This window comes from Flavobacterium sp., from assembly GCF_046293665.1.
Taxonomy (GTDB): domain Bacteria; phylum Bacteroidota; class Bacteroidia; order Flavobacteriales; family Flavobacteriaceae; genus Flavobacterium.
In genome coordinates this window covers 29,685-56,203 of the sequence record NZ_JBKBOL010000007.1, presented here as the reverse complement: position 1 = coordinate 56,203, position 26,519 = coordinate 29,685, and the positions used below count along the sequence as shown (strand labels likewise).

28 protein-coding genes and 1 CRISPR repeat array are annotated in these 26,519 nt (G+C 31.7%); of the genes, 7 read left to right on the top strand and 21 right to left on the bottom strand.

The window, feature by feature from the left end; translation table 11 throughout:
• Positions 1–7 precede the first annotated feature (7 nt).
• Positions 8–325, top strand: a complete 318-nt coding sequence (locus ACK4R1_RS10775; protein ID WP_409686708.1) for a hypothetical protein — start codon at positions 8–10, stop codon at positions 323–325.
• Between the two features lie 182 nt (positions 326–507).
• On the opposite strand, the gene ACK4R1_RS10770 is transcribed toward ACK4R1_RS10775, so the two are convergent.
• Entirely contained in the window at positions 508–1,233 is a 726-nt protein-coding gene (locus ACK4R1_RS10770; protein WP_409686706.1) for a hypothetical protein, read from the bottom strand.
• A complete protein-coding gene (locus tag ACK4R1_RS10765; protein ID WP_409686704.1) occupies positions 1,226–2,341 on the bottom strand; it encodes an AAA family ATPase in 1,116 nt (371 codons plus the stop codon). Before ACK4R1_RS10765 ends, ACK4R1_RS10770 begins: the two co-directional genes overlap by 8 nt.
• A 256-nt stretch (positions 2,342–2,597) precedes the next feature.
• Between ACK4R1_RS10765 and ACK4R1_RS10760 the strand changes: the two genes are divergently transcribed.
• Complete coding sequence (locus ACK4R1_RS10760) at positions 2,598–2,912, top strand: DUF3892 domain-containing protein (RefSeq protein WP_409686702.1); 315 nt, start codon at positions 2,598–2,600, stop codon at positions 2,910–2,912.
• A 377-nt stretch (positions 2,913–3,289) separates the two neighbouring features.
• Here ACK4R1_RS10760 and ACK4R1_RS10755 read toward each other — a convergent pair whose 3' ends face one another.
• The gene (locus ACK4R1_RS10755; RefSeq protein ID WP_409686700.1) at positions 3,290–3,496 is read right to left on the bottom strand and encodes a hypothetical protein; all 207 of its coding nucleotides are present in this window, start codon (positions 3,494–3,496) and stop codon (positions 3,290–3,292) included.
• A 262-nt stretch (positions 3,497–3,758) separates the two neighbouring features.
• On the opposite strand from ACK4R1_RS10755, the gene ACK4R1_RS10750 reads away from it, so the two are divergent.
• From ACK4R1_RS10750 to ACK4R1_RS10740, 3 genes are all read left to right on the top strand, one after another.
• Positions 3,759–4,028, top strand: a complete 270-nt coding sequence (locus tag ACK4R1_RS10750; protein ID WP_409686699.1) for a hypothetical protein — start codon at positions 3,759–3,761, stop codon at positions 4,026–4,028.
• A gap of 59 nt (positions 4,029–4,087) precedes the next feature.
• Positions 4,088–4,438: a hypothetical protein gene (locus ACK4R1_RS10745; protein ID WP_409686697.1), complete on the top strand. Its 351-nt coding sequence runs from the start codon at positions 4,088–4,090 to the stop codon at positions 4,436–4,438.
• A gap of 123 nt (positions 4,439–4,561) precedes the next feature.
• On the top strand, positions 4,562–5,158 hold the full coding sequence (locus ACK4R1_RS10740) for a hypothetical protein (RefSeq protein ID WP_409686695.1): 597 nt from the start codon (positions 4,562–4,564) through the stop codon (positions 5,156–5,158).
• Positions 5,159–5,250: 92 nt separating this feature from the next.
• Here the strand turns inward: ACK4R1_RS10740 and ACK4R1_RS10735 are convergent, their stop codons facing one another.
• The 13 genes from ACK4R1_RS10735 to ACK4R1_RS10675 form a co-directional block, all read right to left on the bottom strand.
• Positions 5,251–5,604 (bottom strand): DUF5763 domain-containing protein, encoded by a 354-nt coding sequence (locus ACK4R1_RS10735; RefSeq protein ID WP_409686693.1) that lies wholly within the window; start codon positions 5,602–5,604, stop codon positions 5,251–5,253.
• A gap of 37 nt (positions 5,605–5,641) precedes the next feature.
• On the bottom strand, positions 5,642–6,046 hold the full coding sequence (locus ACK4R1_RS10730; RefSeq protein WP_409686691.1) for a hypothetical protein: 405 nt from the start codon (positions 6,044–6,046) through the stop codon (positions 5,642–5,644).
• Positions 6,047–6,056: 10 nt separating this feature from the next.
• A complete protein-coding gene (locus ACK4R1_RS10725; protein ID WP_409686689.1) occupies positions 6,057–6,857 on the bottom strand; it encodes an endonuclease/exonuclease/phosphatase family protein in 801 nt (266 codons plus the stop codon).
• Between the two features lie 2 nt (positions 6,858–6,859).
• Positions 6,860–7,999 carry a hypothetical protein gene (locus tag ACK4R1_RS10720; protein WP_409686687.1) on the bottom strand — a complete coding sequence of 380 codons (1,140 nt, stop codon included), beginning with the start codon at positions 7,997–7,999 and terminating at the stop codon, positions 6,860–6,862.
• Between the two features lie 92 nt (positions 8,000–8,091).
• Positions 8,092–8,601, bottom strand: coding sequence for a hypothetical protein (locus ACK4R1_RS10715; RefSeq protein ID WP_409686685.1), 510 nt, complete (start codon positions 8,599–8,601; stop codon positions 8,092–8,094).
• A gap of 1 nt (position 8,602) precedes the next feature.
• A complete protein-coding gene (locus tag ACK4R1_RS10710) occupies positions 8,603–10,372 on the bottom strand; it encodes a hypothetical protein (protein ID WP_409686683.1) in 1,770 nt (589 codons plus the stop codon).
• Positions 10,372–11,910, bottom strand: coding sequence for a DUF4407 domain-containing protein (locus ACK4R1_RS10705; protein ID WP_409686681.1), 1,539 nt, complete (start codon positions 11,908–11,910; stop codon positions 10,372–10,374). The genes ACK4R1_RS10710 and ACK4R1_RS10705 overlap by 1 nt, the downstream gene beginning before the upstream one ends.
• A gap of 2 nt (positions 11,911–11,912) precedes the next feature.
• Positions 11,913–13,139: a DUF4407 domain-containing protein gene (locus tag ACK4R1_RS10700; protein ID WP_409686679.1), complete on the bottom strand. Its 1,227-nt coding sequence runs from the start codon at positions 13,137–13,139 to the stop codon at positions 11,913–11,915.
• Entirely contained in the window at positions 13,136–13,591 is a 456-nt protein-coding gene (locus tag ACK4R1_RS10695) for a hypothetical protein (protein WP_409686677.1), read from the bottom strand. The genes ACK4R1_RS10700 and ACK4R1_RS10695 overlap by 4 nt, the downstream gene beginning before the upstream one ends.
• A 71-nt stretch (positions 13,592–13,662) precedes the next feature.
• Complete coding sequence (locus ACK4R1_RS10690) at positions 13,663–13,947, bottom strand: DUF6804 family protein (protein WP_409686675.1); 285 nt, start codon at positions 13,945–13,947, stop codon at positions 13,663–13,665.
• Between the two features lie 68 nt (positions 13,948–14,015).
• The gene (locus ACK4R1_RS10685) at positions 14,016–14,237 is read right to left on the bottom strand and encodes a hypothetical protein (protein ID WP_409686673.1); all 222 of its coding nucleotides are present in this window, start codon (positions 14,235–14,237) and stop codon (positions 14,016–14,018) included.
• A gap of 6 nt (positions 14,238–14,243) precedes the next feature.
• Complete coding sequence (locus tag ACK4R1_RS10680) at positions 14,244–14,483, bottom strand: DUF4236 domain-containing protein (protein WP_409686671.1); 240 nt, start codon at positions 14,481–14,483, stop codon at positions 14,244–14,246.
• Positions 14,484–14,870: 387 nt separating this feature from the next.
• Positions 14,871–15,077: a hypothetical protein gene (locus ACK4R1_RS10675; protein WP_409686669.1), complete on the bottom strand. Its 207-nt coding sequence runs from the start codon at positions 15,075–15,077 to the stop codon at positions 14,871–14,873.
• Positions 15,078–15,189: 112 nt separating this feature from the next.
• Between ACK4R1_RS10675 and cas1 the strand changes: the two genes are divergently transcribed.
• Complete coding sequence (gene cas1 / locus ACK4R1_RS10670) at positions 15,190–16,074, top strand: type II CRISPR-associated endonuclease Cas1 (protein WP_409686667.1); 885 nt, start codon at positions 15,190–15,192, stop codon at positions 16,072–16,074.
• Positions 16,065–16,394 (top strand): CRISPR-associated endonuclease Cas2, encoded by a 330-nt coding sequence (gene cas2 / locus ACK4R1_RS10665; protein WP_409686665.1) that lies wholly within the window; start codon positions 16,065–16,067, stop codon positions 16,392–16,394. The genes cas1 and cas2 overlap by 10 nt, the downstream gene beginning before the upstream one ends.
• A gap of 105 nt (positions 16,395–16,499) precedes the next feature.
• A CRISPR array of direct repeats spans positions 16,500–19,696; the repeat unit is 36 nt; unit sequence AATATCGTGTTTTCTAATCTTTAATCAAACCACAAC.
• 204 nt (positions 19,697–19,900) lie between these two features.
• Here cas2 and ACK4R1_RS10660 read toward each other — a convergent pair.
• From ACK4R1_RS10660 to ACK4R1_RS10640, 5 genes are all read right to left on the bottom strand, one after another.
• Entirely contained in the window at positions 19,901–20,185 is a 285-nt protein-coding gene (locus ACK4R1_RS10660) for a GIY-YIG nuclease family protein (protein WP_409686884.1), read from the bottom strand.
• A 182-nt stretch (positions 20,186–20,367) separates the two neighbouring features.
• On the bottom strand, positions 20,368–23,742 hold the full coding sequence (gene cas9, locus ACK4R1_RS10655; protein WP_409686663.1) for a type II CRISPR RNA-guided endonuclease Cas9: 3,375 nt from the start codon (positions 23,740–23,742) through the stop codon (positions 20,368–20,370).
• Positions 23,743–23,988: 246 nt separating this feature from the next.
• Positions 23,989–24,276, bottom strand: coding sequence for a DUF3892 domain-containing protein (locus tag ACK4R1_RS10650; protein WP_409686661.1), 288 nt, complete (start codon positions 24,274–24,276; stop codon positions 23,989–23,991).
• A 22-nt stretch (positions 24,277–24,298) separates the two neighbouring features.
• Positions 24,299–25,354, bottom strand: a complete 1,056-nt coding sequence (locus tag ACK4R1_RS10645; protein WP_409686659.1) for a type I restriction endonuclease — start codon at positions 25,352–25,354, stop codon at positions 24,299–24,301.
• 123 nt (positions 25,355–25,477) lie between these two features.
• Positions 25,478–26,509 (bottom strand): PorP/SprF family type IX secretion system membrane protein, encoded by a 1,032-nt coding sequence (locus tag ACK4R1_RS10640; RefSeq protein WP_409686657.1) that lies wholly within the window; start codon positions 26,507–26,509, stop codon positions 25,478–25,480.
• Positions 26,510–26,519 lie beyond the last annotated feature (10 nt).

The following is a 26,519-nucleotide window of genomic DNA, read 5'->3' as shown; positions in this document are numbered from 1 at the left end:
TCTAAACATGAAAGTAGATATTAAAACCATAAAAGCGCTAACAAAAAAGTTAGCTAAAATGAATATCGATAAATTCAGTTCGTTGTCAAAGCTTAGAAATGAGTTTGATGAATTAGCTACTGAACTTATTGATTTAGATTCTGATGATACTGAGTTAATAGAATCATTGGGAAAAGCATCTAAATTTTTTAATTTACTTGATGAAGAAGATTTTGTTACTAATGACAAACAGAAACTTAATGAATCAAAAGCAATCATATCCCATTTTACGAAAGAATTAAGTACGACAATTGTCAAATGGAGAAAAGAACTTGGAATGCTATAGTTTCATCAAGAAATTAAAAAAGAATAAACGGCATATAACAGCGGTTTGTAACAATTGAGAAGCTTGCGTTTATAACGAGTTTTCTCTAAAAATTCAAAAAGGAAGTTTATATTTGGAATCGGTAGTGATAAATAGTCTCAATTGTTATTAGCCGCAGAATAATAGCGGTAATTCTCTCAAAACTAGTCTTTAAAGACAATTTGAATCATATTTTCACTCCCATAATAATCAAAAATAAATACAGGAAATCCACTTAAAACAGCAACTGTAGAATCAATATTGATATACTTATTTCTTTGGTTTTTAAATATTATATGTTGACTGTAGTTATTATCTGGAAATTGAAATTCGTTGTTTATTATATAATTCATTTTCTTTAAATGATTTTCTAATAATTTTCTCCAAGTTTCTTTAGAGTACTTTGAAAATTGTAAATATTGGTTATCACATTCAGCACCTACGATTTGTTTATATTTGATGTTTTCTTTCGCACTTACTTTCAATAATTTAAAATCAATTTCTTCGGATAAGTGTTTAAGACTTTCAACCATTGGATAACTAATTAGCAGCTTTCCTGATTCGGTTTCTTCATTAAATAATCCTAACATTTCTTCAAGCGAATCATCATCTGCTAATGTCGAATGTCCATCATAGTCAAAAAACAAATAAATCTCTGCAAAATCATCCCTATTGAATTCCCTCAAAATTTCCTTGTTTTGTGGTATTTCTTTCAATAGTGTAAAAGTATCTAAGTCACTATCCGTAGCTATAGCTTTATGCAATTGATAGATTTCAGCACAGAAAGCACATTTGACCAAAGTTTTTTCATTGAAAAAAAATTTAGTCAAACTATTAACCAATTGTTCTTCAGTTTTTTCACCTTCGAAAACAAATAAAATATTAGACATCGAAAGAACCAGCTTTATACATTTTTTCCAAATTGTGTGCTTCTCTCAACTCTTTATCAGTACTTTTCGACAAGGACTTAATTAAATCTTTATTCATAATAAAATAACAATCTGGTCTCAGAAGATCATTTGTCATTATTGATGTATTATGAGTGGTCAACACAAATTGAATATTCAACTTTTTAAGTTCTTCAACTATCAACTTAGATAATTCATGATGATAAAATGCATCGAACTCGTCTATAAACAAAAATGTAACTCTTGATTGTTCTTGTAAACGTTGTAACCAAAAATAAAAAAGTCCTAATGCTCTTGTACCTTGAGAAGCAATTTTATAAAATGCGATTGTTTTACCATTAAAATCAAATGCAATGATATTTTTCTCTGACTCTTTAACAACTTTGAGTTTACATTCTATTCCTGCTTTGTTTAAAAAAGTTTCTAAATTCTCTACATTTCCTCTTTCGATTATGTCTTCTTGAATGTCTCTTGTTCCGACTTCAATACCTAAATATGAATTTCCTTCTAAGGATCTAAAAAATAACATCCCTTCAACAAATTTAAAAAAACATAAAAAGACTTTATTAACAACATCGTCTTCAGCTAAAACTGAGTTGTTTTTTATATATTTCAGTAAAGATAAATTAGCATTTTTTATATCATTATTTAAACTTTCTGCTCCCTTAAGATTAATTATGGCCTTATTGCTAATTTCTCTGTCAATTTTAGCAATTAATACTTCTCCAATTGAAAAACTCTCATAAACGATATTCCTATTTTCCGTTTTCTTATAAACATAAGTTATCTTTTTGGAAGAAATTAAAAACTCATAATGAAAAGTAGCGTACTTCGACGAATTTAAGGCATTTAAGTAGTTATTATACTGGTTATCACCATGCTCCGTATCAGTAAGATGCTCAATTATATCAAAGATTGCTAAGCCTAAATTAGATTTACCAACACCGTTTTTACCGTATACAATTGCATTTTCAACTGTACCTTCAATTACACTCTCCTTATTAAAGTTATAACCATTTGTATTTTGCAAATCAAATACAAATTTGTCATTAAAACTTTTAAAATTGTCTACACTAAATTTAGTTAACATTTTAAATTATTATTAAAATTTCATCAAAGTTACAAAATAAAACAACATGCCGTAATTTTTTTACGGATATTAAAATAAGTTACCTATTAAACCAAAAACTAATACTAAGAGTTGTTTACAACTATTTGGCGTCTTGGATTATCATCAATTTTCTTCGAAAATTCAAAATAAAACTTCAGCTCTTTACGGAAAACCGTAATTATCTTTTAATCTTACAATATATCTTTACATATACGAATCAAAAAAGATTAGATAAATGGCAAAGTATAGAATTTCTGGAATATGGAAAAACAGCGATAATGTTATTACTGCTTATGCGTTTCATACCGTTGAAGAAACGGGGACAGGAAGAGCCGTAAAAAAAACAAAAGCACAGGCTATAACGCTTTTAGAAACTACTGGCAACTCTGCAACTACATGGATATGGAATTATTCAACTGCAGAATGGAACATTGGCGAAACTGTTCATGTCGTTAATGGTAGTAGCGGCAAATATTTGAGATCAAACCCTGATAATAAATTGACAGATAATTTAGGACATTTGATCGATTTTGACTGGATAGCACCATAATTAGTTCTGTCTATCACATTTTGCGACAAAGGCATAAGTTATAAGTAACCGTCCAAAATTGGATTAGTCTTATTACTACTAGAAAAGCTTTGATTGAATTTTTCATTTATAAATTTGAATATATAACAACTTAAGATTTAATATTATGGCACTTAAACCAGGACCAAAACGAATTGCAAAAACAACAGGAGAGCCGGACAAACGTCAACGTGATAATAAAAGCACGCCAGGTAATACACCATCGTTGAAACCGTCCAAAAGCTCGAAAAAAAAATGATATTTTAAAAAGTAAGAAAGCCTATCTTTTTTAGATAGGCTTTGTTTTTGGTTGATGTAAAATCGAAAAGAAATTGATAAATAGATATTTTCCTTTGTGATTATGCCGCTTGTTGAAGTGTTAGTGTATAAATGGAACGATTTAAAGAAGATAAAGCTATCTCTTTTTTGTACTCATAATGCTTATGTATACAGTAAGCACCAAGCCCTAGAGCAACAAGTCCAAGCACGACTATCGCAAATTCACCACTTGCTTTTGCAGTAATGCAACTCTCATTGTTACATTTTGTAATTTCTAAAGAATCCATAATTTTTGTTTTAAAGTTCATAATAAATTTGGGCTTCATCTAAAGTAAAAGTAGATATTATAATTTTCCCAATCACATCTATCAGGAAATTATTTCAAACAACTTATTAACAGTATTTTAAGTTTTATTACAGAGAAAATAATAATAGTCGCATTCGACTCTAGTCTACAATAATTCATAATAAAATTTCAACTCTTTACGGAAAACCGTACTATTTTACAATTACAAGAATGTAAATTTCCATAATTTTAAATCTTAAAAAATGGGAACAACAGTTGCAAAAGTATTAATATCTTATGATGTTAGTGCAAAAAATCCGGAGGTTAAAGCTGCTCTACTAGCCTTAAATTATTATGATCATTTTACATTGGGGTCTGCTTCAAGAGTATATGAACTACCCAATACTACTTTATGGCATAAAACAAAATCATCAGACCAAGCCATGAGCGATATGAAAAAAGTATGTGCCGATTTAAGAGTTACACTGGAAAAAGCAGTCGCAGTTAATGCAGATGAATTCGTAGGATTATAATTTTAACCACTCTGCGGAGTGGTTTTTAAAGTTTTTTCAATACAAAATCTAAATAAAATATGAGAAATAAAATTTTAATACTGTCAATCTGTTTATTTGTAATAGCCGGTTGTTCTAAAAGTAAAAGTGAATTGTTTAAAGAGACTGATTCTTTTGTAGAATCTTTACATACAACCTATGAAAGTTATGGAATTCTTGGAGGTTCAGAACATGCCAAAACAACCAGTGATGGATTATATACAATTATGCCAGTTGGAAGACTAATCAATGTTAAAATTCAAAAAGTTGCCGAAAGTTGGGAATACGAAGAACTAAAACAGGATTTGAAAGACCATTATGAGGGTAATGCAAAAGTAAATGATGTTTATATCTGCCAAGCAGGAACGATTATGATTGATTGTAGAAATTAATTTAACGTAAAGCTTATAAAAACTTATTATAACAGCAGTTTATTTCATCCTTTCGCTAGCGCTCGGAACGAAGTTAAATCGACAGCCGGACACGAGCCTAAGGCGAACGAACAAAGCTAAATTTTGTTAACTTTACAACTAAACCTTACTATCGTCGCCACTGCGGCAAGCCGTAGCACATTTGGCGAAATTTTACAAACGCGTAAAGTAAAGTATATGAAAAACAATGTTATAAAAATACCAGCCAACAATAGCGAAATAAATTTGTATTGTTTTCTCGGAGAAGCTTTATTGAAAACCCAAATGGCCGAACAAGCTTTAAGTCATTCGATAACTCTTAAAATGAATCACGCCGAAACAAAAGAACGAGCTGACGAGTTTTTAAAACAAAACCAGAGTTACACTTTCGGTCACGCCATTAAAATTGCAATTAAAGAGAAACTATATAATTCGTCATTACAAGATGAATTAAACGATTTTTTAAAGCAAAGAAATTGGTTAATTCATAAAGTTATCTGTGGAAACGAAGAAGATTTAAATGCAGGTAATATCATGGAGGAATTATTTTATAAAATTAAATCTGTTTCGAATAATGCAGAAAGTATTCAGCGTGTGATAGAATATGATTTGATCGATTTTTGCTCTTCTAAAGGAAAAAATATGTCCGAAACCCGTGAGCTATTAAAATTACAAGAACAAGGAATAAGAGTTCGAAAGTAGTGTCCAAAAACTTTGCCTAACAGCCGTTAATTTCATCCGTTCGCTGCGCTCGTGTACAAAGCCTCACTATCGGGATTAACATTAGCGTTATCTTATCTATCCGGATTGTGCTGAAAACAATACCCATTTGCAATACTGGTCATGTGCTTGCATCGTGTCCCTTTTTTAGTAGTCCCTTTGCATTGAACCGTTTGAGACTGGCCGCGAGCCTGATTTTTTTGAGAAGTTAAACCCAAAGCTACATAATCTTTTGGCTTACATATTTTACAGGGCTGCAAGCCCAATTCGGCAGCTTTTTCAAAAGATATTTCCTCCGAAACATTTTGCACCATACTGCAATTGCCCAAATGGTACTTAGCACCTGAAGGTGTTTTATAGATTTTTTGAGCATTAGTTACTACTGAAGTTAGTAATAAGATCACTACAAGCAAGGTAACTTTTTTCATTGGACGACTTTTAGACTTTTATAAAGATAGCGAATTTTTAATCAACCGTGAGCTCGTATTCGTTTCCATCATCATCGGTAGCTTCTAGTTCTCCTTTACCAATCCATTCTACAGTGACATTAATTTCATCTCCTTGAGCATTTGTTAGTGTGCCGTTTCCGTATTTGTCTTCCATGCTAACATTACCGGTAACTTCGTTTCCATTATCATCATAGCCTGAAACGTCATAATTATAGCCATAGTCGCCACTGGTTCCAGTTCTGTATTCGTATTTATTAGTAGTGACTATCTGAACCGTTTTTAATTCTTCTGTTGTTAAATCTTCTGCATTAGCCGGGACAAAATTTTGTTGACGCTCTTGTTCCTTTTGTTTACAACTGCTTAGACTAACAACGGCAATAATTAGAATTACTCGCGTCTTTTTAAGTAGTGTTTTTATCATAATTAATCGCTTATTTAAGTTCTAGTTCTATTGTTAAAGGAATGTGGTCTGAAACCTCTTTGGCTTTAGCAAAATCATTAAAATCTTTGTAGAAATGAATTGCTTTGGGATTACTAACTACTGTTTTATTACTGTTGTACCATATATTGTCAAATTCATTGGAAAGACAATTGTCTTCTTGACAGTTTCTTTTTAAAGAAGTTTTTTGATTTTCAAAAGCCGGTTTGTATCCCATCTTTTTTAATGGATTGAAAACGGTATGTGATTGCGGGCAATTAAAATCACCTATAAAAATGATATTGAGGTTTGGGTATTGACCGGGAAGGTTTTTGAAGTGCTTGATTTCGGTTTCGGGTTGTTTACTTTTGGTGATGGCGTGGAAGTTCGCTAGGGTGAACTGTTTTTTATTGTATTCAAACGTTGCATAATAGGGTTCGCGGTCAATTAGTAAACCATATTTTTTCTCCAACCAAGGTTTATTGACCAACCTGACTTTCGCGGTTTTCCAAAGAAAAGCATAACGTTCTGTTTTGTAGGCAGAGCTGCTTGTTGGGTCGCTGATGGCGTAATCCCACTTGGCTCCTTTTCGGTTGAGTTCGTCTGCTAGTTTTGCAACCGCTTGTGCTCCACCATCACCGGCAACTACTTCCTGCAGAGCCACTATATCATACGCTTTGACGGTATTGGCTATGTAGGTGATGATGCTGTCTGATTTAGAGTTACCGAGGTTTTCAACGTTCCAGGTTAGGATTTTAACTTGGGCATTGAGGCTGAATGAAAACAGGAAAATTGATATGATATACTTTTTCATACTTATCTCCTGTAATCAAACGTGACCGGCAACTCTCTTGTGTTTATTACCGGCTCTTTAATGATTTGTTTTTCATACTTTGGAGTTACTTGTTTTTCAATGTAAACCTCATCTTTAAATTTCTTGTGCTCAATAATTGCAGAAACTTTTACGTTGACGTTTAAACCTAGCATCATATTTTCATTACTCATTACAATAAAATAGGTTCCTTGTAGTATTGAACCATTTGTAAATCTTTTAAACCCAGCTACACCTTTTCCAAAATCATATCCTTTGTATTGCAGCCCAGAATAAAATAAGTTTTTATTCGCTTCATCTACCAAGCCATAACTTATAACTTCTCCACTAGATGGTAAAATAAGATTAGCTACTGTTCCTAAAGCAATTGCACCTATCGGAGATAATGTTGAACCAACAAAGCCTTTTACAGCTCCAATAATAGCTTTTTTATTTTGTTGCCAAGCCTGATTAGACTCTTCTCCCACTCCTATCCAATATGCCCAAGCTATTACCGTTCTTGATTCATACTCATTAATTTGGTTTTGAGGAAGGGTAAAGAATACACTTGTTTTATTACCATTCTTATTGGTTGTTGAATGGACTCTTTCGGATTTATCCATAAATAAGTCCTCTATTTTCTCCTCTAATGAAATTACTTTTCTTGTCTTTTGAACTTTTAACGTATCATACCCAATTATAACATCTTTAGTATAAGAATTCCATATAGTATCTTGTTCCTTAATCCACTTTACAGCAGTATTGAAACCTTTAAATTTATCCTCCGACGGAATTCTTTGAATTTTAACTTTGCATATTCTACCTCCTAAAGAGCTATTATAGAAACGAAATTTATATACTCCTTTTGTATTCACATTAATCACTTTGTTTGTGACTTTGGATGTTTTGAAATCTGAAAATTTTGAAGCCGAGGGAAACTCAATTACTTCTACTTCCTTTAATTCTTTTCCATCTATCTCACTTAAATTAAAGATTATCTGATCTCCTTCAGCAAAGCCAAAATACATTACTTCTTCACTCAATGCTTTTACTTTTATTGTTTGTTCGGTGACATCAATGGTATTTTGAGCATTTAAAAATTGTATTGACAAGAAGGCAATCCCTAAAAATAGTTTTGTTTTCATATTATTCATTGTTATCGCTTTTAGACCCTATTAAAAACCATGAAGACTCAAAAGTGGTCTTTTCTACTTCATCCTGATTCTTGCCCATTCTATTAATGATAAAAAGGTGTTTCAACTACCGGCGCAAACCAACGAAGTAAATGCTCGAAAATACTTATCAGTGAAAACACTAAAAGAACTAAAACTACCCCTTTCAAAATAAAGTAGCCAATATTGTTTTTTTCAATCTCATAACTATCAACCCTATTCCCCATAGAGAATTTGAATATTGCATTTACGACATACCAAGACAAAAACGTAAAAAAGAACGTAAAGCCAGTAAATATAGCTATTCGCTGCATTACTTCCAGAAAAGTATTTTCTATTGTTTTGGAATAAATAATTACTTCAATTGCATTCTCTGTTTGCTCTAAAGCTACTTTTAAAAGCATAAAAAAAGTAATAAAAATAGAAGCTGACCAAACAGCATAGGACAAATTAATTTTATCCTCCGTTTCAGATTTTACGTTTAGTTTTTTTGCTAGAAACTGAATTGCCATTATCATTAGAGCTGTTGCTACAACCGCTACTAGGCATGTAAAAAATAAGCTTTGTTTGTTCATTTTACTTTGATTTTAAGGATATTCTCCAATTATTAAGATTTGAAATTTCATTTGGAATTAATCCCGGTTTGACATTTTGTGAGGTAGTTTCCCAAAGAATGTATTTTTGATTGTTATATGAATATGATAAGCCATTAAGTGGAAGATTAACGCCTAAGATTGAATGCCCATAAAATTCACTACTCATTAATGCTACATCATAATTATAGTGTGAGAGTACTGTATAAAGCAATAATGTTCTTGTATCACAATCACCATTTAGATTATATAGAAACTCTACAGGTGTATTAATTCCAAATCTTTGGAAGCCACTACATTTTGCTTTAGGATTAGAGAGGTATCTTCTCGTAAAATTATCGCTATAAAGATTTGCGTCACAATTGTCCTCTAAAATTAGAACATACGGAATATCCTGTACAAACGATACCACCATTTCTGCAAATTTAATATTGGATAGTTTTCTATTTGATTGAATACTGTCAAATAGTTTATATAGACCATCTAATTTGGTTTTATCATTTTCTTTCAGACTAAATACAATCTCATCATAACTGCTAATGTTGGCAGAGCTGATTTGTAAATTAGTCTTATATAAACCTGCCTTTCTTATATCACTTTGTTTGAGTGTATAATAACCATTATACTTATTACCATCATAATCCATCCATTCTCTGTATTTTTTTATCAGGTAATCATTTTCATTATTCTTTTGAGTATTTGAATTATCAATCTTATTATCTACTATTGGCTCTATTGTTTGTGTTGTCTCTTCCTGGGTGTCAACTGTAGTTGGTGGTGGATTATATCTAACAGAACCATCATTAAAAGCATTAATAAGCGATCCAATAAATGCAATAAGAAGAACTATTCCAATAGTTCTAAAAATCCATTTTAAGTATGGCGCTAATAGACCGATTACTAAAATGGCCAAATAAAATAGTATAAAATATCCTAAGCCTGGGAGAATAGCTATTAGGAATCCTAAGAATATTAAAACTCCAATAAGCGAGATTAAATCACCCAAGCATCCTGTGTTGCTATAAAATGTGTTGTAACCTGTTTTACTGCCATAATACTCCCACTTTCCCCAAACATTATCGTTATGATTTCTGCATTTAAATTCTTTACGGATATAGCTGCCTTTGGTTTCTGTTTTTCCTGTCTCAATATTACTTGGCATACATAAGATAGGCTTTGGAGGAATAGTCGGTTCAATTACACCTTCTTCAACATCATCATATAATATCGGGCCAATAACTTCTTCAACTACTTCTCTTTCGTAATCGAAGACATAACCTGTTACATAAGCACTAAAACTGCCAAAAATCTCATCTCCTTCTGTTTGATGGTATTTGCGATTGATTTCAAATTCATACAGTTTAGGCTCTAAAACATTAATGGGAAATGTTTTAGAATTAGCAGTGATATTTACAGGAAGAATTTCGGGAAGTTTACTTTTTGGGAATACTTTTCCTTTTACAGTCTTGAGATTGTCAATATTTTTAAAATCGTTAGGAAAAACAAATGGCTTGTTTTTGCCAAAATCATCAATAGAGTTACATAAAACCTCGGCTTCATATATTTCAAAATCGTATAAATCAGCTTTGTCATAATCATCAGGTATTTTATCACCTCTGTATTTACCGGATATTGTTCCTTTTAGGTAGGTCTTTCGTGGGGTTAAAATTTCCTTGGTAACTTTTACATAGTCCAATCCATCCTCACCAACAAAAGGTTCTTCTTTAATAATATTTATGATTATTTTATCCATTAAATTTCTTCTTCATTTTCAGAATTGTATACAAAATCTAAAAGACCTACTTGGTTTTCAACGATCGTTGATTGATGAACTCTTTTGGTTCTGAAAGGACAGTCTAACCAATATTCATATTTAATTACAACCTCATCTTTATACTCTGTCAAAATTTTTCGTGACAACTCTTGATACTTTAATAAGTCAATCCTTTTTAGTTTTTCTAATAATGGTAATAATCTAGATAATGAGTTTCTATTAAACCGTTTAATGTTATTGGTCAATAATTTTGAAAAAGTCTTTTTGGTTTCGTCATACTCTTCCAAAATTATTTTATGTTCAATTAACATTCTTTGAAAATAATAATCTGATGTTCTTATCTCTCTTATATTTATCGTTTTTATCTTCCTTTCTAACCAAGTGAAATCCTTAGTGTTTATTAATTCTTCCCTAAGTCTAATTAGTTCGGGTTTGTCTTTTTGATTTTCAATGAATAATTTGGCAGATATATCTCGTGCTTTGTATTTAAAATATATTGGCAATAAGAATACTAAACAAACTATGATAGTTATTATCCATGAGATTGGGTTTTCAATTAGTAATAGTTGAATTGTTTTGATGTAAAAATTACTCTTTTCCAATAGACTATTTAACTTATTATAATTCTCAACTTTCTCTGTTACTAGTTTAACAAAGGATGATTTATAATTATCAAAATCTGATTTTAGCATACCAGAAACTTGAATAGTATTCAGATTGCTAATTAAATCTTCATCGGATGAAATCTGTGCGTCTAATAGCGCTTCGATTTCATTGATTAAGGTTGTCTTCTTTTGATTCTCTTTTTTGTTCAAAAAAACATGACTATCAATTTCACTTAGCTGTTGCATTCTTTTTGATGCAGTAGCAATAAACCTTTTGTCATTTTGGATTTTAATATTTATGCTTTTCAAATGACCTTCAAACAATTGAAGCTCTTCACTTTTTAAGCGACTTATTACTTTATCATTAAAATCTTTTTGATTTTGAATCTCAGACTTAACCAGATGTGCATTTGTCAAAGAGTAAAGTTTTACTCTTTCTTGGATTTTATGTTTCTCTAAATGTGTTTTTACGGTTGAAGACAGTATTGAAAAGTTTAGTGGCTGTGCAATAATGATGGCGAGTAGCATCATAAAGCCTAAGCGAGAGAACATAGATAATGTAAAAAATCTTGGCTTTTCATCAGTATTTGAAAAATTTTCCTTTTTATTTTTCTTTTTACATGCCAGCGGTATGATTGCGGGTGAGATAGTGTGTAACAGTAATAAATACATATTAACTACTATAGCTCCCCATAGAACACCAATTGGTACACTAGTCCATCTGGCGCCTTGAAATAATGAATAACTGAATAATGTAGCGCTAAAAAAACATCCAATAAAAATAAGCAACACAAAAAAGCCAATCAGAGCAAATCTTTTTTGGATTCCCCAATTGCATCTTTTCAGTATATAATTATCCTCACCTGAACAAGTGAAAAGAAAAAGCCTTATATCACTAACTACTTTATTCATTTTTACTCAACGGGCTTTATAAAATCATCTAGATTATCATCAATTTTTTTCTTTTCACGCTCTTTATATTTTTGAATAGCGTATTCTGTTAGTTCCTTCTGGATTTCAGTAACTTTAATTTTTTCAAATATTATTCTTTCAGCTTCATGGTTAATGGTTAGATGTTTCTCTACTCCTTGTTTATCTTTGTAATAATCATATTTTACTTCAATGCCATTATCCGCTTTTAATAATTCATCTCGATTTTCAGCCAGATAATCATAGGTAGTTTTAGTTAACATTAGCTTGAAGAAAATTGGTGTTAGTTCGATTGCCATAAATAATAATGTGATGAAAAGAGATATCCAAAAGCCCGCAACTTCATGAGCAATTTTTATTCTTTCTAATAAACCATCTAACCCATTTGCAATTTTTTCATTATTCCCTCTTTCGCTTTCTTTAGCGACACGCAACTCATCTTTTCTTTTATTCAATTCAATTAAATCTTTACCATTTTGCTTATCAAAATCATCTAATTGTCTTTCCAAATCATTCAATTGAGACTTTAATGCTTTTGACAATGGACCATTTCCAGCAGGAACTTTTTCTCCTTTACCCATCAAATTATCTGTATAAGCTTGTTCCGCAGCTTCAATTCTACCAATTAATGCCTTCCTTTGTTCTGCTATTGAACCAAATTCTTTATCCAATAATTTCTCTCTGTCTGCAAAAGTCTTATCAACTTTGGCTTGATATTCTGCCTGCTGTTCTAACTGTTTTTCTCTTAATTTGATATCAATCTCGGTTTTAAACATTCTTATTTCCACAGGTTTAGAAATTGTAAGTGCTATAATCATTCCCATCAATATTCTAGGTAATGCACTTTTCAATTCACCAACCGTAATAGCTTCAGTTCCATCACCTTTTCCGGTACTGGTTACAATAAACCGGTCAATATTAAAAATCATTAACCCCCAAATTATCCCAAAAAATAATGCTAAGAAAACGGTATTTAAGTCGACTGGGTTTTCGATGGCTGAGCCTCTCTTTTCAAAAATGGTGTAAAAAGCATAACCTCCGGCTAATCCTGCCATTGCACCAGTTGCAAACACAATCCCTCCCAAGCACATATATTTGATCTGATCAGAATAAGTTGAGCGTTCTAAAAGATAACGATCTCCTCCTGCACATTTCCATAGAAAGCGCATAATGGCTCCTGATTGTGGTAATTCATAGTAGTCTCTTTTCATATAAATTCGTTTTGGTTATAGGTACTTGTTTTTAGTTTTATTGTTTTGTGTACAATTGCAATTTTTGGTGTTTCGATAATAGGATTGTCCATCGTTAAATAAATTGCATGTTGTCCTAGTTTAGGAACTGGTTGTTGCTCCAATTTCAAGTAAAAGTTAGAAAAAGAAGTTTTGAAACTTGAATTGTCTAATTGCCATTGTGGCTCAAATTTCAGTTTGTACGTTTTCGTCCGAAAGAAACCATATACAATTAAATCAAATTCGGATTCAAAGTTTTTAAGATTGAAAATTTTGATTTGCTTTTCTAATGTGAGGTGTTTGCCAAAACGATAAAATAAAGCATTTCTAAAACGGTAGTTTATCACTATAAAACTACTATCGAAGAGATGTTCTTTTGCGAAGTCAAGGTGTAATAATTCAATCCCTTTCCTCCATCGAAAGAGAATCTTCATAAACCTGACAATTACAATAAAACCAAATTGTAGCTTTTCTAGTAAATATTTAAAATATTGTGAAAACAACCTTATTGTTTTTTAAATGAATAACTAAGAAATAGTATTGCTGCCAACATATCTATAGGCATCCATAGTGATTTTTGGTAAAGGTAGATGGGTATGATGGGGTTGAAAATTATTGCTGTAATTCCAAACAGAATAAACCAAATAGTTATTCCTGTTTTTAATTCTTTAGCAATAATAAATATTGATGAGATAGTTACAAGAATTCTTAAGAAGGTATAATAACCGATTGGTAACGGTGCTAAAGCTAACAATAGGGCAATTGCGACTATTAAAAGTATTCCTTTCATAAATAACCTGCTTATTGTTAGAGATTTATAAAAATAATTATTTTTTTAATACAAAAAGGATTATTAATTTACCTTTTCTTCTTCTTAGAAGGTTTTTTACACACCCCACAACTTCCCCCTTGTTTAGCACAATGCTTACATCCTGTACAATTTTTGCAAGCGCTACAGTAATCTGAACCAGAACAGCCACGTGCTTCGCAAGTTGATGCAATGCTTTGCTCAATTTTGTTTTCATTAGTTTGATTACAAGAAATCATGAGTAAAATGAAAATGGATAAAAATGTTTTCATAATTTTCTATTTAAGGGTTTGGTATATTGAAATTCCCAATACTATGTAAAAAACAAAACTTAACAGACATCCTTTTGAATTTGCTGTCTTTCTGTATGATAGCCCGGTTACACCGGTTTTAAGAGAATATCCTTTAGTACTAAAAGAGCCTAGTTTAGTTCTTACACTTGGTGATACTCCGGATTTGCTTATATTAATACCAAATCCTTTGCCGAGGTTTAATCGCCTAGAAAATCGGAAACCCATAATACCATATTTAAATTATACTTATCCTTTAAAACATAACTCACAAAACCTATTGTAATAATAATTTTTAGTATGTGAATTGAATACTATTGGGGCTTCTAGTTCAGCCTTCATAAAATTGATATAATTAAATACCGTCCTTACTGAAATACCTAACTTGCCTGACAGTTCGTTTGGCGGTCCCGTACGTTCGGCTTCAATAAGCTCGTGTAATTTTATGATAATGCGAATATCCAACTTATAGCAAGTTTACAATTTGAGAATGCAACCAGAATGCAGTCATTTGGTTTTTATTAACAAGTCAATGTCATCTGTTTAGTATTTGTTCCCGGAACAGCTATATGCCAGCTAGTCCCGAGACAAATACCACCACAATTATTTTTTTGATTAAGTTGTGTGACAATCCGGCGAACAGGTTTTACAGCCATTTGATTTTGAATAAGTCTTTTTGGCTTCCGTTACCGCTGATTTACAATTTGAATGCTCACCTAAATCCTTTCTATTGCCATAAGTTGGCAAATATTTGCAATCTTCATCATGCACTTCGTGATCTCCGTTTGCTTGCGCATTTTTATTAACATAATAGTTTTTCATGATTATCTTATTTAATAGTTACACAGGTCAAACTTAAAACCATTAAAAGCGAGTTCTTTACGGGAAACCGTAAAAAGTAAAAATTTATTATGTCTAGTTTAGATAGAAAAAAATGATTAAAAGAAGCCTATTAATAGAAAATAAAACAACCATTTCTACAAAAAATTTACAACTTGTTCTAAAATCCGAAATTAGAGAAAGTACAGTTCCTATAGAAGACATTGGTTTTTTAGTGATTGATAATGCCGAAACCTATCTAAGCATTCCGGCCATGAATTTATTGATTGAAAATAATACCGCAGTTATCATTTGTGGCAACAATCATTTACCTAATGGTATGTTTCTCAACCTCAACAGCCATCACATTCAACAAGAAATTTTTAAAAATCAAATAGATGCCAGCATACCATTAAAAAAACAATTATGGCAACAAACCATAGTTGAAAAAATAACCAATCAAGGTATCTTATTAGAGCAAATCACAAAGACAAAAAACACACTCCCATTTCTTGCTTCAAAAGTACTTAGTGGTGACAGTACCAATATGGAAGGAGTTGCTGCCAATTTATATTGGAAATCTTTTTTTGAGATAAAATTTAAGCGTGAGCGATTTGGGGATTATCCCAATAATTTTTTGAATTATGGCTATGCTATTTTAAGAGCTGCTACGGCAAGGGCTTTGTCGGGAAGTGGATTATTGAATACTCTTGGTATTCATCATAAAAGTAAATACAATGCGTTTGCTTTGGCAGATGACATTATGGAACCTTTTCGACCTATAGTTGATGAAAAGGTTTATGAAATAATGCAAAATTTTGATGAACAAGAATTGAATACCGCGATTAAAGTTGAACTTTTACAAATACTTACCCGAACGGTTTACTTTAAAGAAGAAAAAAGCCCTTTGATGGTAGCATTACAAAAAACGGCCAGTTCATTGCAACAATGCTACACTGGTGAGCGGAAGAAAATAAAATATCCAAAATTATGGAGCTAAACGGGTACAGAATTATGTGGCTATTTGTATTTTTTGATTTACCGACCGAGACTAAAAAGGACCGAAAAAATGCAAGTGGCTTTCGCAACAGCCTTTTGAAAGATGGCTTTGCCATGATGCAATATTCTGTTTATGTTCGTCATTGTGCTAGTGGAGAAAGTGCTGATGTTCACGAAAAAAGAATTCATAAGCTATTACCACCATTGGGAAAAGTAAGCGTCCTGCGAATAACTGACAAACAGTTTGGCAATATTCTCAACTTTTGGGGCAAGGCTGAAGTACCAAAAGAGCCACAACCCACACAGTTGGAGTTGTTTTGAAATAAAAAAATGCCTCAATTATGGGTTATCAGTCCATAAAAGAGGCATTTTTTGTCACGATATAATACTTTATTTCTTTGATTATTAGAAGGTAACGGGCCAACTAATATCGTGTTTTCTAATCTTTAATCAAACCACAACTCGCAGTTAATTTCAAACATTCCTAGTCCAAATATCGTGTTTTCTAATCTTTAATCAAACCACAACTCTTAAAAGCTTCAGCGCAAGCGCAAAAAGAATATCGTGTTTTCTAATCTTTAATCAAACCACAACGGAATGGCAAATACAAGTAAAGAAAGAAAAAATATCGTGTTTTCTAATCTTTAATCAAACCACAACTGTTTTGGTCTATTGGGCTGTAAACGGTTTAATATCGTGTTTTCTAATCTTTAATCAAACCACAACGCTGAAGCAATTGTAGTTCATCAACCAAAAAATATCGTGTTTTCTAATCTTTAATCAAACCACAACCGGTTCTGTGCCATCTGAAGAAAACAATAAATATCGTGTTTTCTAATCTTTAATCAAACCACAACCAGGGCTTAGAATTTCAGACGTACAACAACAATATCGTGTTTTCTAATCTTTAATCAAACCACAACAGGGTTAACCTTTGACTATGCGCCTGAGAAAATATCGTGTTTTCTAATCTTTAATCAAACCACAACTATTGGGTATTCCATGGGCGGCTATAGTTGAATATCGTGTTTTCTAATCTTTAATCAAACCACAACTGAGGAAATCAGCAAGTATTATGTTCTAGAAATATCGTGTTTTCTAATCTTTAATCAAACCACAACTTATATCATATTTTACTTTATCTTTGTATGAATATCGTGTTTTCTAATCTTTAATCAAACCACAACACCCAATCAAAAAGCAATGTGATATCGTAGAATATCGTGTTTTCTAATCTTTAATCAAACCACAACGACTCGTTGCCCTGGCTTTTTTTGCCAATTAATATCGTGTTTTCTAATCTTTAATCAAACCACAACACGAAGATAATAAAGTTTTACAAATAGTTAAATATCGTGTTTTCTAATCTTTAATCAAACCACAACTTGATGTCGGACACTATAAACGAAATCAAAAATATCGTGTTTTCTAATCTTTAATCAAACCACAACCTAATGAGGTTCGATTTATAGTTACAAAGGAATATCGTGTTTTCTAATCTTTAATCAAACCACAACAGTTATCAATTTGATTTGGGTGCGATTCCTAATATCGTGTTTTCTAATCTTTAATCAAACCACAACTAGCTGTATATTTTTTCCTGAATCCCTTTTAATATCGTGTTTTCTAATCTTTAATCAAACCACAACTAGTCAATTCCAATCCTAATTAATGCTTGAAATATCGTGTTTTCTAATCTTTAATCAAACCACAACGGATGAAGGAAGGTTGATTTGGGCAAGAAAAATATCGTGTTTTCTAATCTTTAATCAAACCACAACGAGGCGATTATGACTGGTAATTTGATTATTAATATCGTGTTTTCTAATCTTTAATCAAACCACAACACGAGGCTATAAGTAGAAGTTTTTTAAGATAATATCGTGTTTTCTAATCTTTAATCAAACCACAACTCGATGTTTTAGATGATGTTCAAACAAAATAATATCGTGTTTTCTAATCTTTAATCAAACCACAACTGTATGCTGATATTTTGGACGGTAAGTTTAAATATCGTGTTTTCTAATCTTTAATCAAACCACAACAGTTTATCCGGAACTATTTTTAGCGCTCCTAATATCGTGTTTTCTAATCTTTAATCAAACCACAACTGTTGCCCTTAAATTAACAAAATCGGAATAAATATCGTGTTTTCTAATCTTTAATCAAACCACAACGGTCAAAACTTCAAAGCCTTTTGAATTGTTAATATCGTGTTTTCTAATCTTTAATCAAACCACAACTTGCAGTCAAATATGGATATTATTTGTTGAATATCGTGTTTTCTAATCTTTAATCAAACCACAACCGCTACCTTATTCGCCCTTGCGTTAAATCTAATATCGTGTTTTCTAATCTTTAATCAAACCACAACAAAGCTCCCTATCTGACCGTTAATATAGATAATATCGTGTTTTCTAATCTTTAATCAAACCACAACATATTAATAGGTGTTAATTTAATTTTTAGAAATATCGTGTTTTCTAATCTTTAATCAAACCACAACAACCTCTAAAAGATGCATGGAGGAAATGGAATATCGTGTTTTCTAATCTTTAATCAAACCACAACTCACATTGTATAATGCTATTTGATAAAGAAATATCGTGTTTTCTAATCTTTAATCAAACCACAACTAATCGCTAACGTTGATAAATGTTCGTTAAAATATCGTGTTTTCTAATCTTTAATCAAACCACAACTATCTATTGCTCATACTTTGATTTATTAGAATATCGTGTTTTCTAATCTTTAATCAAACCACAACAAAGTTTAAACAAATATAATTAATTTTTAGAATATCGTGTTTTCTAATCTTTAATCAAACCACAACGGCTTCAGCTGTTTTAATTGCAGCTTTCAAAATATCGTGTTTTCTAATCTTTAATCAAACCACAACATGTTAGGATCTACATCTGCAATAGATTTGAATATCGTGTTTTCTAATCTTTAATCAAACCACAACGCTCGGGACTTGAAAATCTATACTTACACCAATATCGTGTTTTCTAATCTTTAATCAAACCACAACGCTACTTTTTGAGCATATTCTTTTTGTAGAAATATCGTGTTTTCTAATCTTTAATCAAACCACAACCATCTAAAGAGTAAACACCGTCGATAACGAATATCGTGTTTTCTAATCTTTAATCAAACCACAACTCTTGTGGTGTCATAATCTTTCAAATTTAAATATCGTGTTTTCTAATCTTTAATCAAACCACAACTTACTCGCGTCAAATACCTTTTGATTAATAAATATCGTGTTTTCTAATCTTTAATCAAACCACAACACGGTTGCTACTAACATTCCGGTAGGTACTAATATCGTGTTTTCTAATCTTTAATCAAACCACAACTAAAAACTTATGATATTGTTTTTATACCAAAATATCGTGTTTTCTAATCTTTAATCAAACCACAACGTTGTTTGATAAAATCAAAAAGACCTCTACAATATCGTGTTTTCTAATCTTTAATCAAACCACAACTGAATTTCCATGGTTTAAAGTTTAGGGTAAAATATCGTGTTTTCTAATCTTTAATCAAACCACAACGGTCAAAGGCAGTAACCATTTGCCAACCTTAATATCGTGTTTTCTAATCTTTAATCAAACCACAACTGAGTGAGCTATCGCCGAAACTCCGTTGTGGTTTGGTTGTTTAAGATTAAAAGTTTTATGTCAAAGAACTTCTATTTCTTTAATTTTTGCTTCATTTTTGTCATTTCGACCATCGGGAGAAATTTTATCAAACTATTCAAGATTATGTGATTTCTCCCGATGGTCGAAATGACAAACTAAAAATGACAAACTAGAAATGACAAACTATTTATTATTCACAAACCTATCATTCAAAAATTCAAATTCAGGATTAAAACTCCTAATTAAATCCAATTTCTTTTCCCTTCTCCAAGTCTTCAATTCCTTTTCTCTAGCGATTGCATCCTGTACCCAAGTAAACTTTTCATAGTACACTAAAAACTCAATGTTGTATTTCGATGCAAAAGTCTTAATTCCTTCCTCAATGTTTTTTTTATGCTGCTTTAATCGTTCACCGAGATTGTTAGTCATACCAATATAATATGTAGAACGATATTTATTTGTGATAATATAAACATAAAAAGTTTAGTGACCTTCATTATACTCTATCATGTCATTATTCATACTTTTCCTGTTATCGTTTAACTTATTTCTTTATTATTTTTGACTGTTCTTTTTGTGATGCTAACGAATGAGTAACTTGATTACACTATTCAATATTATGTGATTTCTCCTTCGTCGAAATGACAAAACTATCTTGACACTTTTTGTATTTTTCCTGTAACTGAAATTCTCACTTTAATTGGATTAAAAGTAAACCATCCCGTTTTACCTTCCCCAAAACCTCTTATTTGTTTATAATCATCATCAGTTACATTAGAAGATTTGTGCTTTCTGAAAAAATAATCTCCTGATGTTAATTTTTGAACTCTATATAAATGATTAACTAACAATTCATAATCCGGACTTTCCCAATTAACCTCATCTTCATTAACTCCCAACAAAAACATATCATTAATATGTAAAGTGGTTACAATTTCCTTTCCATCACTTGGCAACTGATATACCGGAAAACCTTGTCGCTTTCTTTCTACAACTGTCCAAAAAGTAACAACTTCCTCTTTAAAATTTCCTTTTTCATTTTTATAAATTAATACATGATGATTGTTTCCTGGATTTACCCATTGGTTTATGTTATTTCCCAATTGAACAGCTCCTCCAATATTTTCTTTAATTCTTACTTTTAAAATTGGTATTGAATCACCATTTTTGTTTGGTAAGAATATTTGTGGTTGGTTTTTACCATTTTCATCTACTATAAAATAGGTATTTGGTGGTACATTACCCTTTATAAAACCTCCCAACTGTTTGACTCTTTTCAAAATCAACAACTTAATTGTCTCATCTACAATTTTATGAATATGCTTTTCAGTCTGTCTTGATTCTATTGGCTTTCTGACGTGGAATGCACTTACTCCATTAAAGTTTCTCTGTCCGAAAACGGTTTCTAAATGCAACTGTCCTCTAGCAGCAACACCGACATTTTTATGTTTTATCCCATTTTTTTCAACCGTATGTGTTCTAACAGTTATATCATTAGTAGTTCGCTTATGAGAAATTAATATTTTCTCAACAGCCACTTCGGCATCTCTTCTAAAACCTTCCCAAGGCAAAGGAAATTCCTTTAATTCAGAATTTCTATTATACCTATTCCATTTTGACAATTCCTGAACATAAGAAACTTTAGTACAAGCCATCACCAAAGCATCAACAGCATGGTGACGATGATCTTCACGTGTCTTTTCATTTTCATCATTCAATATATTATTCATTCCCCATTTTTGGCGCAAATTCGAAGTAGCTTGCCCCGGAGAAACAATAACATTTTTGCATACTTGCGACAAATATTCTTTGGCCTCTTTACTTATATAACGAGTATCGTTTAACTGTCGTGTGCTAAAATCTTCATCAAATTTTTGTTGTACAAATCGCTTGAATTTTTGATACGCATTTGGATATTCTTTAGTGTCCGAAAATAATTTCAAGGCACGTTCTTTTATAGCGCTCCAATTTTGCTCATCACCGCCATAAAACTCAAAGGGTGTTTTATCACCTTTTCTTCTATTCTCATCAGCATAACATAAAGTTTTATTATTAAAGCTATCATTCAATGAGCGACTCCATGGATGAATGTGTTCTATCTGTACTTCACCACTAAAAAGTTTATGTAACGGTATAGGGTTTCCCGTATAAGGACAAGTCTTTTTACACTCTTCCCACAGTTTATATAATAATATATTATCATGCGTTATTCGCTGTCCTTCTTCTTTCAAACGGTCTTTCACTCTGTCATTTTCACGCTCCAGCCGTTTTTGCTCTCTTCTAATTTTGTTACGCTGCATTTTAGAGATTTTTAAATCCCTTGCCATTTCCACTTTAATTTCATCAATCTTGCCATGCTCATCAATCAGTTCATTAACCAATTTACGCAACTCAAACAAAGCCGTTATAACTATCGGATTTCTAATAGCCTGTAACTCTTTATCGGCATCTTTGCCAACAGGCAGTTTATCTAATAATACTTGAGCATCTATAGTAGTAGAATGATGATAAAGTTTTTTTAATTGTTTATCTGTAAAGCCAAACTCTTTACGAAGCAAGTCTTTAATAGTATCAATATAACCGCCCGTTATTTTAGCTCTCACTATATCAGGAACATTATCAATAATAAAACTCTTTTGACTATCATCAAGTATTTCCCATTGCTCGCCAAAAGCATTTTTAATTCCGCCTAATGCCACAGCAATATCATAAACAAAACCTTGTTTCAAAAATGGTAAGATATTACCAATAGCTTTACGGCTTAAACTAGCATAACCATCCTTTACATTAAACTTAGAAATAGCTTCTGCTTGTTCTTCAGTAAATCCCCAATGCTTTATCGCATACTCTTTCAAATTAGATTTACTATCAAAAAAATACAACACATGCCATATATCTTCTTGCTCTTTCTCTGTAAATTCAAACCATCTTTGTCCAAAGAATTTCTTATTCGCTAAATGTGATATGGTATGGGTGCCCACAATCCTATCATCATCCTTATAATTAAACTTAAACTCTGCGCTTTCCTTTCCTATTGCCTTTCGAAGTTTTTTAAACTCAATTTTATCAGACAACAGCAACTGCTCAATTATCTTATCTTTCTCTTCACTCGATATTTTCTTTCCGTTATATTCAACAGTATTAACCCATTGATAAATTCTATACAATTCAACAGGTATCGCACTTATAGGGCATTTTGTTTTATTTGGCTCAAAAGAACAATTCCCAACCAAATGCTTTTGAGAACGCAAAGGTCGTTGATGAAATAAAATTCCATCCTCCTTGTAGCCATCTTGTTTTCTACCACCAAATAGTTGTTTCAAATCTTCATTTAAAGCAGTATGAAATTGGGCTTGTTTATTCCATATCATTTCAAACTCATCTACATACATTTTTCTTGTAGTATACCGGTTTCTAATGCGTTCCAAACCATCTTTGAACGGTTGATTCTCTTTTGGATAAATAGAATATAAATAAGAGCCTAAAGTTTGTCCTTCAATACTTTCCAATGTATCATCAATCCCTATTTTCCCTTCTTTAATATTACCTTTAAAAATAGCACCATCATCACTACCTCCTTTTCGGCTGTTACTTAAAAAACCTCTTCTTTGAATTAAATGATACAACAAACGTCCTATTTCTTCAAGACTAAGTTTCTCATTCAATGCTTTATAACGTAATTCATAAGGATTTATAGCGAACCATGAAGCCAACTTTTCTGAAGGAAACGTTTTAGTCTTTTTCCAATCTTCAAAATCTTGAGCTATCATTGGACACATTCTATTTTCAGACAAAGCTTTCAATAAAACTTTCTTTCTCAATCTTCTTCTAAAAAATTGCCTTCTAACACCCCTAGCCCCAGTTCGGCTTGAATTTTTAGACATTTCACTTTCACCATTACCTAAATCAATTACTCCCATCGGAAATATTCTACTCCCAACCCCTAATATTTTATTTAGTTTATCATCAATCAACGCCCATCCAATACTATTTGTACCTAAATCTAATCCTAATATTTTTGCCATAACTTCTTGTTATTAAATCAATTTTTAAAGTTAAAAAAATAATATTAGCCTTAATGTGGAAAACCGTAAAGTAGGTTAATTCTTTTTTACTTATATTTGTTTTAGATTAAAATTTCTAATCTTTAATCTTATCACAATAAGGCTATATGCCGTAGATGAAAATCTTTAGTCCTGCTTCGGCGGGACTTTTTTTTATAAAAAAAACACCTTGTCAAGGTGTTTGATTAATTTAAAGAATTTATTGGATTATGGACATTCTGGCAAGTAAAGTAAATTATTTGATGTAGAATTGTCAGCTTCAGTTTTCAGGTATTTATAACCCGCAGCACTTTTTGCAATAATAACATTTACTCTACTAACACCATTACTAACATAAAATAACCATGTTCCAGATTCTATTCCGTTAATTGCTTCAGTCTCGGTTATTTTCCATCTAGTTCCATCTGAATTTATTCCTCCAACATTTACTATTCTTTCATGAATATTCGTTCTGTCTGATTTATTAATACATTTAATTTCGTGCGATGTTGCCATAATTTTATGCTTAAATTGTTAATTACTCAGTTTCATACAACCTAACGGTTTCCAGTAACTCTTTTTCAAATTGGTAGATATCATCTACCGATTGAATGAGCTCTCTCTTTTCATTTTTGTCATTATTGAAAAGTCCAATATACTTTTTACCGCCATTGAGGTGTAAACGACACAAGGGTTTGCGGTTGTTATCGTCTAAAAGAATTCCGAAATAGGATTGGGTATCACGACAAACTATTCTATCAACCGGCAGTTTTCGGCGTAAAATGGCAACGACAATTCTATATCCCTCCATTTCTTCTTCGGTAGTAAAAATTTTACTTTCATCTTCAATAGTTTCAATTTGATCGGCTCTTTGATTTTGGGCTTCTTTATTCAGCGCGGCGTTTAGTCGGTCGTTAATTTTCTCATTGATGAATTGATTAAAACCTTTACTAACAAGCTCTTTGAATTCTTCCATTACTTTTTCGGTTAATCTACCGGAATATACTTTATTGGCAAAAAGTTTAATAAATTCAAAAGATGGGTTCGTCAATTCATTGTCGATTTGCTTTCTAATTTCTTTGATATACTTCAAGGAACTGGCATTACTGACTATATTATTTACATCAAAACTTGATTTATGAAATTTGGCTATTTCATTGATGCTGTTGTCTTTTAAATTAGTGATATCAAACTCTAAAAAAGGCTTTTGATCCATTTTGTTTTTCTCATCTAAATCAGTAAAAAACTGATAAGTGATTCCATTGGTCAATAATGCAAATCGGGTTTTTGATACGTGGAAATATCTAAACAATTGCGAGCCATGAACAGATAGGTTTTCTTTCCAGTTTTTGCATTCAATGATTAAAATAGGTTCTCCGTTTTGAATTATGGCATAGTCTACTTTCTCTCCTTTTTTAAGGCCTAAATCAGCTGTGAATTCAGGAACTACTTCGGTAGGATTAAAGGTGTCATAACCTAGTATATTTATAAACGGCAATACGAATGCATGTTTTGTTGATTCCTCGGTTTCGATTTTATCTTTCAACAAATTGATTTTATCGGCTAGGGCTTTGAGTTGTATTTGTAGTTCCATTTGTCTTGAGTTAGATGTAGAACAAACTTAAAACCATTATAAATGAGTTATTTACGGTTTTCCGTAAAGCCAAAAAAAAAAAAAAAACACCCAAAAGGGTGTTTATAAATAGTTCTTAAAACTTTACATTTTTTGATAGCCTGACTCTCCGTTGCGTTTTAATTTAACTTTATAGTTATCACAACGATCACAGCGATAACTCGACTGCCAGGTTAGGGATAGCTCATGAACTCCTTGGGTTCTACCAATCTTTGAAGTATTCCAATCATAAGAATACCCGAAAGTAAACTCACTACTTTTAAATGAAAGAACAGGATTTAGAGAAGTGATTAAATGACTATTTGAGGCTCTTCCTTCGGGATTTGTCACAGCAATTAGTCCAAAACTAAATCGACTGAAATCCATCACTGTTCCAATGTCCAATCTATTGTATTGTCCTTGTCTCATATAATTGGCTGTTATCAGCAGGTTTGTACCTTCAGGTATTAGTTTAGAAGGTGAATTGAAAAATTCATAAAAATATCCCCCATGAACAGATATGAATAAATCTAAGGGTACATTGGCATTTTCTCTGAAAGAAATATCTGGCCTGTTTAAATGTTTTACTGCTACTCCAAACCATGCATCTTCCTGATCAAATACAAACCCGGCAGAGAAATCCATGAAGTTAATCTTATTGCTATAATCCATCACACCCGGGTCAACACTTCCGGGACTAATAGCTCCTGTATTGATATTGATTTGGTCTTCCAATAAAAGATTATTAAAATTAAAGTCTTTCCGACCATAACCTGCTTCGAGCCCTAATCTTAATCTCCAATCATAATCCAAATCAATGCGATAGGAGAAGGTTCCATTGAACTTAAAATAATTGTAACCTGTAAATATTTCATTATGATTTAAGACGGTTATTCCAACGCCAATTTCATCTTTTATTAAATTGTTGGCAAAGCCAAACTGAGTGTCTATTTTACGATTGCCATCCGGCCATTGACGCCTGTGAATTATACCTGCATTCCATGTATTGGAAATCCCGGTAAATGCAGGATTTAAAGTCTCAGGAACAAGATAGAATTGAGTGAATATTGGGTCCTGAGCATTACTAAAAGTTGTAATCAAAGTGAATGCTGTAACTAGAATAAATTTAAATTTCATATCATTTTGG

Excerpts from the sequence above, each read along its gene's own strand:
- ACK4R1_RS10775 (WP_409686708.1), top strand. The coding sequence starts at position 8 with ATGAAAGTAGATATTAAAACCATAAAAGCGCTAACAAAAAAGTTAGCT.
- ACK4R1_RS10770 (WP_409686706.1), bottom strand. The coding sequence starts at position 1,233 with ATGTCTAATATTTTATTTGTTTTCGAAGGTGAAAAAACTGAAGAACAA.
- ACK4R1_RS10765 (WP_409686704.1), bottom strand. The coding sequence starts at position 2,341 with ATGTTAACTAAATTTAGTGTAGACAATTTTAAAAGTTTTAATGACAAA.
- ACK4R1_RS10760 (WP_409686702.1), top strand. The coding sequence starts at position 2,598 with ATGGCAAAGTATAGAATTTCTGGAATATGGAAAAACAGCGATAATGTT.
- ACK4R1_RS10755 (WP_409686700.1), bottom strand. The coding sequence starts at position 3,496 with ATGGATTCTTTAGAAATTACAAAATGTAACAATGAGAGTTGCATTACT.
- ACK4R1_RS10750 (WP_409686699.1), top strand. The coding sequence starts at position 3,759 with ATGGGAACAACAGTTGCAAAAGTATTAATATCTTATGATGTTAGTGCA.
- ACK4R1_RS10745 (WP_409686697.1), top strand. The coding sequence starts at position 4,088 with ATGAGAAATAAAATTTTAATACTGTCAATCTGTTTATTTGTAATAGCC.
- ACK4R1_RS10735 (WP_409686693.1), bottom strand. The coding sequence starts at position 5,604 with ATGAAAAAAGTTACCTTGCTTGTAGTGATCTTATTACTAACTTCAGTA.
- ACK4R1_RS10730 (WP_409686691.1), bottom strand. The coding sequence starts at position 6,046 with ATGATAAAAACACTACTTAAAAAGACGCGAGTAATTCTAATTATTGCC.
- ACK4R1_RS10725 (WP_409686689.1), bottom strand. The coding sequence starts at position 6,857 with ATGAAAAAGTATATCATATCAATTTTCCTGTTTTCATTCAGCCTCAAT.
- ACK4R1_RS10720 (WP_409686687.1), bottom strand. The coding sequence starts at position 7,999 with ATGAAAACAAAACTATTTTTAGGGATTGCCTTCTTGTCAATACAATTT.
- ACK4R1_RS10715 (WP_409686685.1), bottom strand. The coding sequence starts at position 8,601 with ATGAACAAACAAAGCTTATTTTTTACATGCCTAGTAGCGGTTGTAGCA.
- ACK4R1_RS10710 (WP_409686683.1), bottom strand. The coding sequence starts at position 10,372 with ATGGATAAAATAATCATAAATATTATTAAAGAAGAACCTTTTGTTGGT.
- ACK4R1_RS10705 (WP_409686681.1), bottom strand. The coding sequence starts at position 11,910 with ATGAATAAAGTAGTTAGTGATATAAGGCTTTTTCTTTTCACTTGTTCA.
- ACK4R1_RS10700 (WP_409686679.1), bottom strand. The coding sequence starts at position 13,139 with ATGAAAAGAGACTACTATGAATTACCACAATCAGGAGCCATTATGCGC.
- ACK4R1_RS10695 (WP_409686677.1), bottom strand. The coding sequence starts at position 13,591 with ATGAAGATTCTCTTTCGATGGAGGAAAGGGATTGAATTATTACACCTT.
- ACK4R1_RS10690 (WP_409686675.1), bottom strand. The coding sequence starts at position 13,947 with ATGAAAGGAATACTTTTAATAGTCGCAATTGCCCTATTGTTAGCTTTA.
- ACK4R1_RS10685 (WP_409686673.1), bottom strand. The coding sequence starts at position 14,237 with ATGAAAACATTTTTATCCATTTTCATTTTACTCATGATTTCTTGTAAT.
- ACK4R1_RS10680 (WP_409686671.1), bottom strand. The coding sequence starts at position 14,483 with ATGGGTTTCCGATTTTCTAGGCGATTAAACCTCGGCAAAGGATTTGGT.
- ACK4R1_RS10675 (WP_409686669.1), bottom strand. The coding sequence starts at position 15,077 with ATGAAAAACTATTATGTTAATAAAAATGCGCAAGCAAACGGAGATCAC.
- cas1 (WP_409686667.1), top strand. The coding sequence starts at position 15,190 with ATGATTAAAAGAAGCCTATTAATAGAAAATAAAACAACCATTTCTACA.
- cas2 (WP_409686665.1), top strand. The coding sequence starts at position 16,065 with ATGGAGCTAAACGGGTACAGAATTATGTGGCTATTTGTATTTTTTGAT.
- cas9 (WP_409686663.1), bottom strand. The coding sequence starts at position 23,742 with ATGGCAAAAATATTAGGATTAGATTTAGGTACAAATAGTATTGGATGG.
- ACK4R1_RS10650 (WP_409686661.1), bottom strand. The coding sequence starts at position 24,276 with ATGGCAACATCGCACGAAATTAAATGTATTAATAAATCAGACAGAACG.
- ACK4R1_RS10645 (WP_409686659.1), bottom strand. The coding sequence starts at position 25,354 with ATGGAACTACAAATACAACTCAAAGCCCTAGCCGATAAAATCAATTTG.
- ACK4R1_RS10640 (WP_409686657.1), bottom strand. The coding sequence starts at position 26,509 with ATGAAATTTAAATTTATTCTAGTTACAGCATTCACTTTGATTACAACT.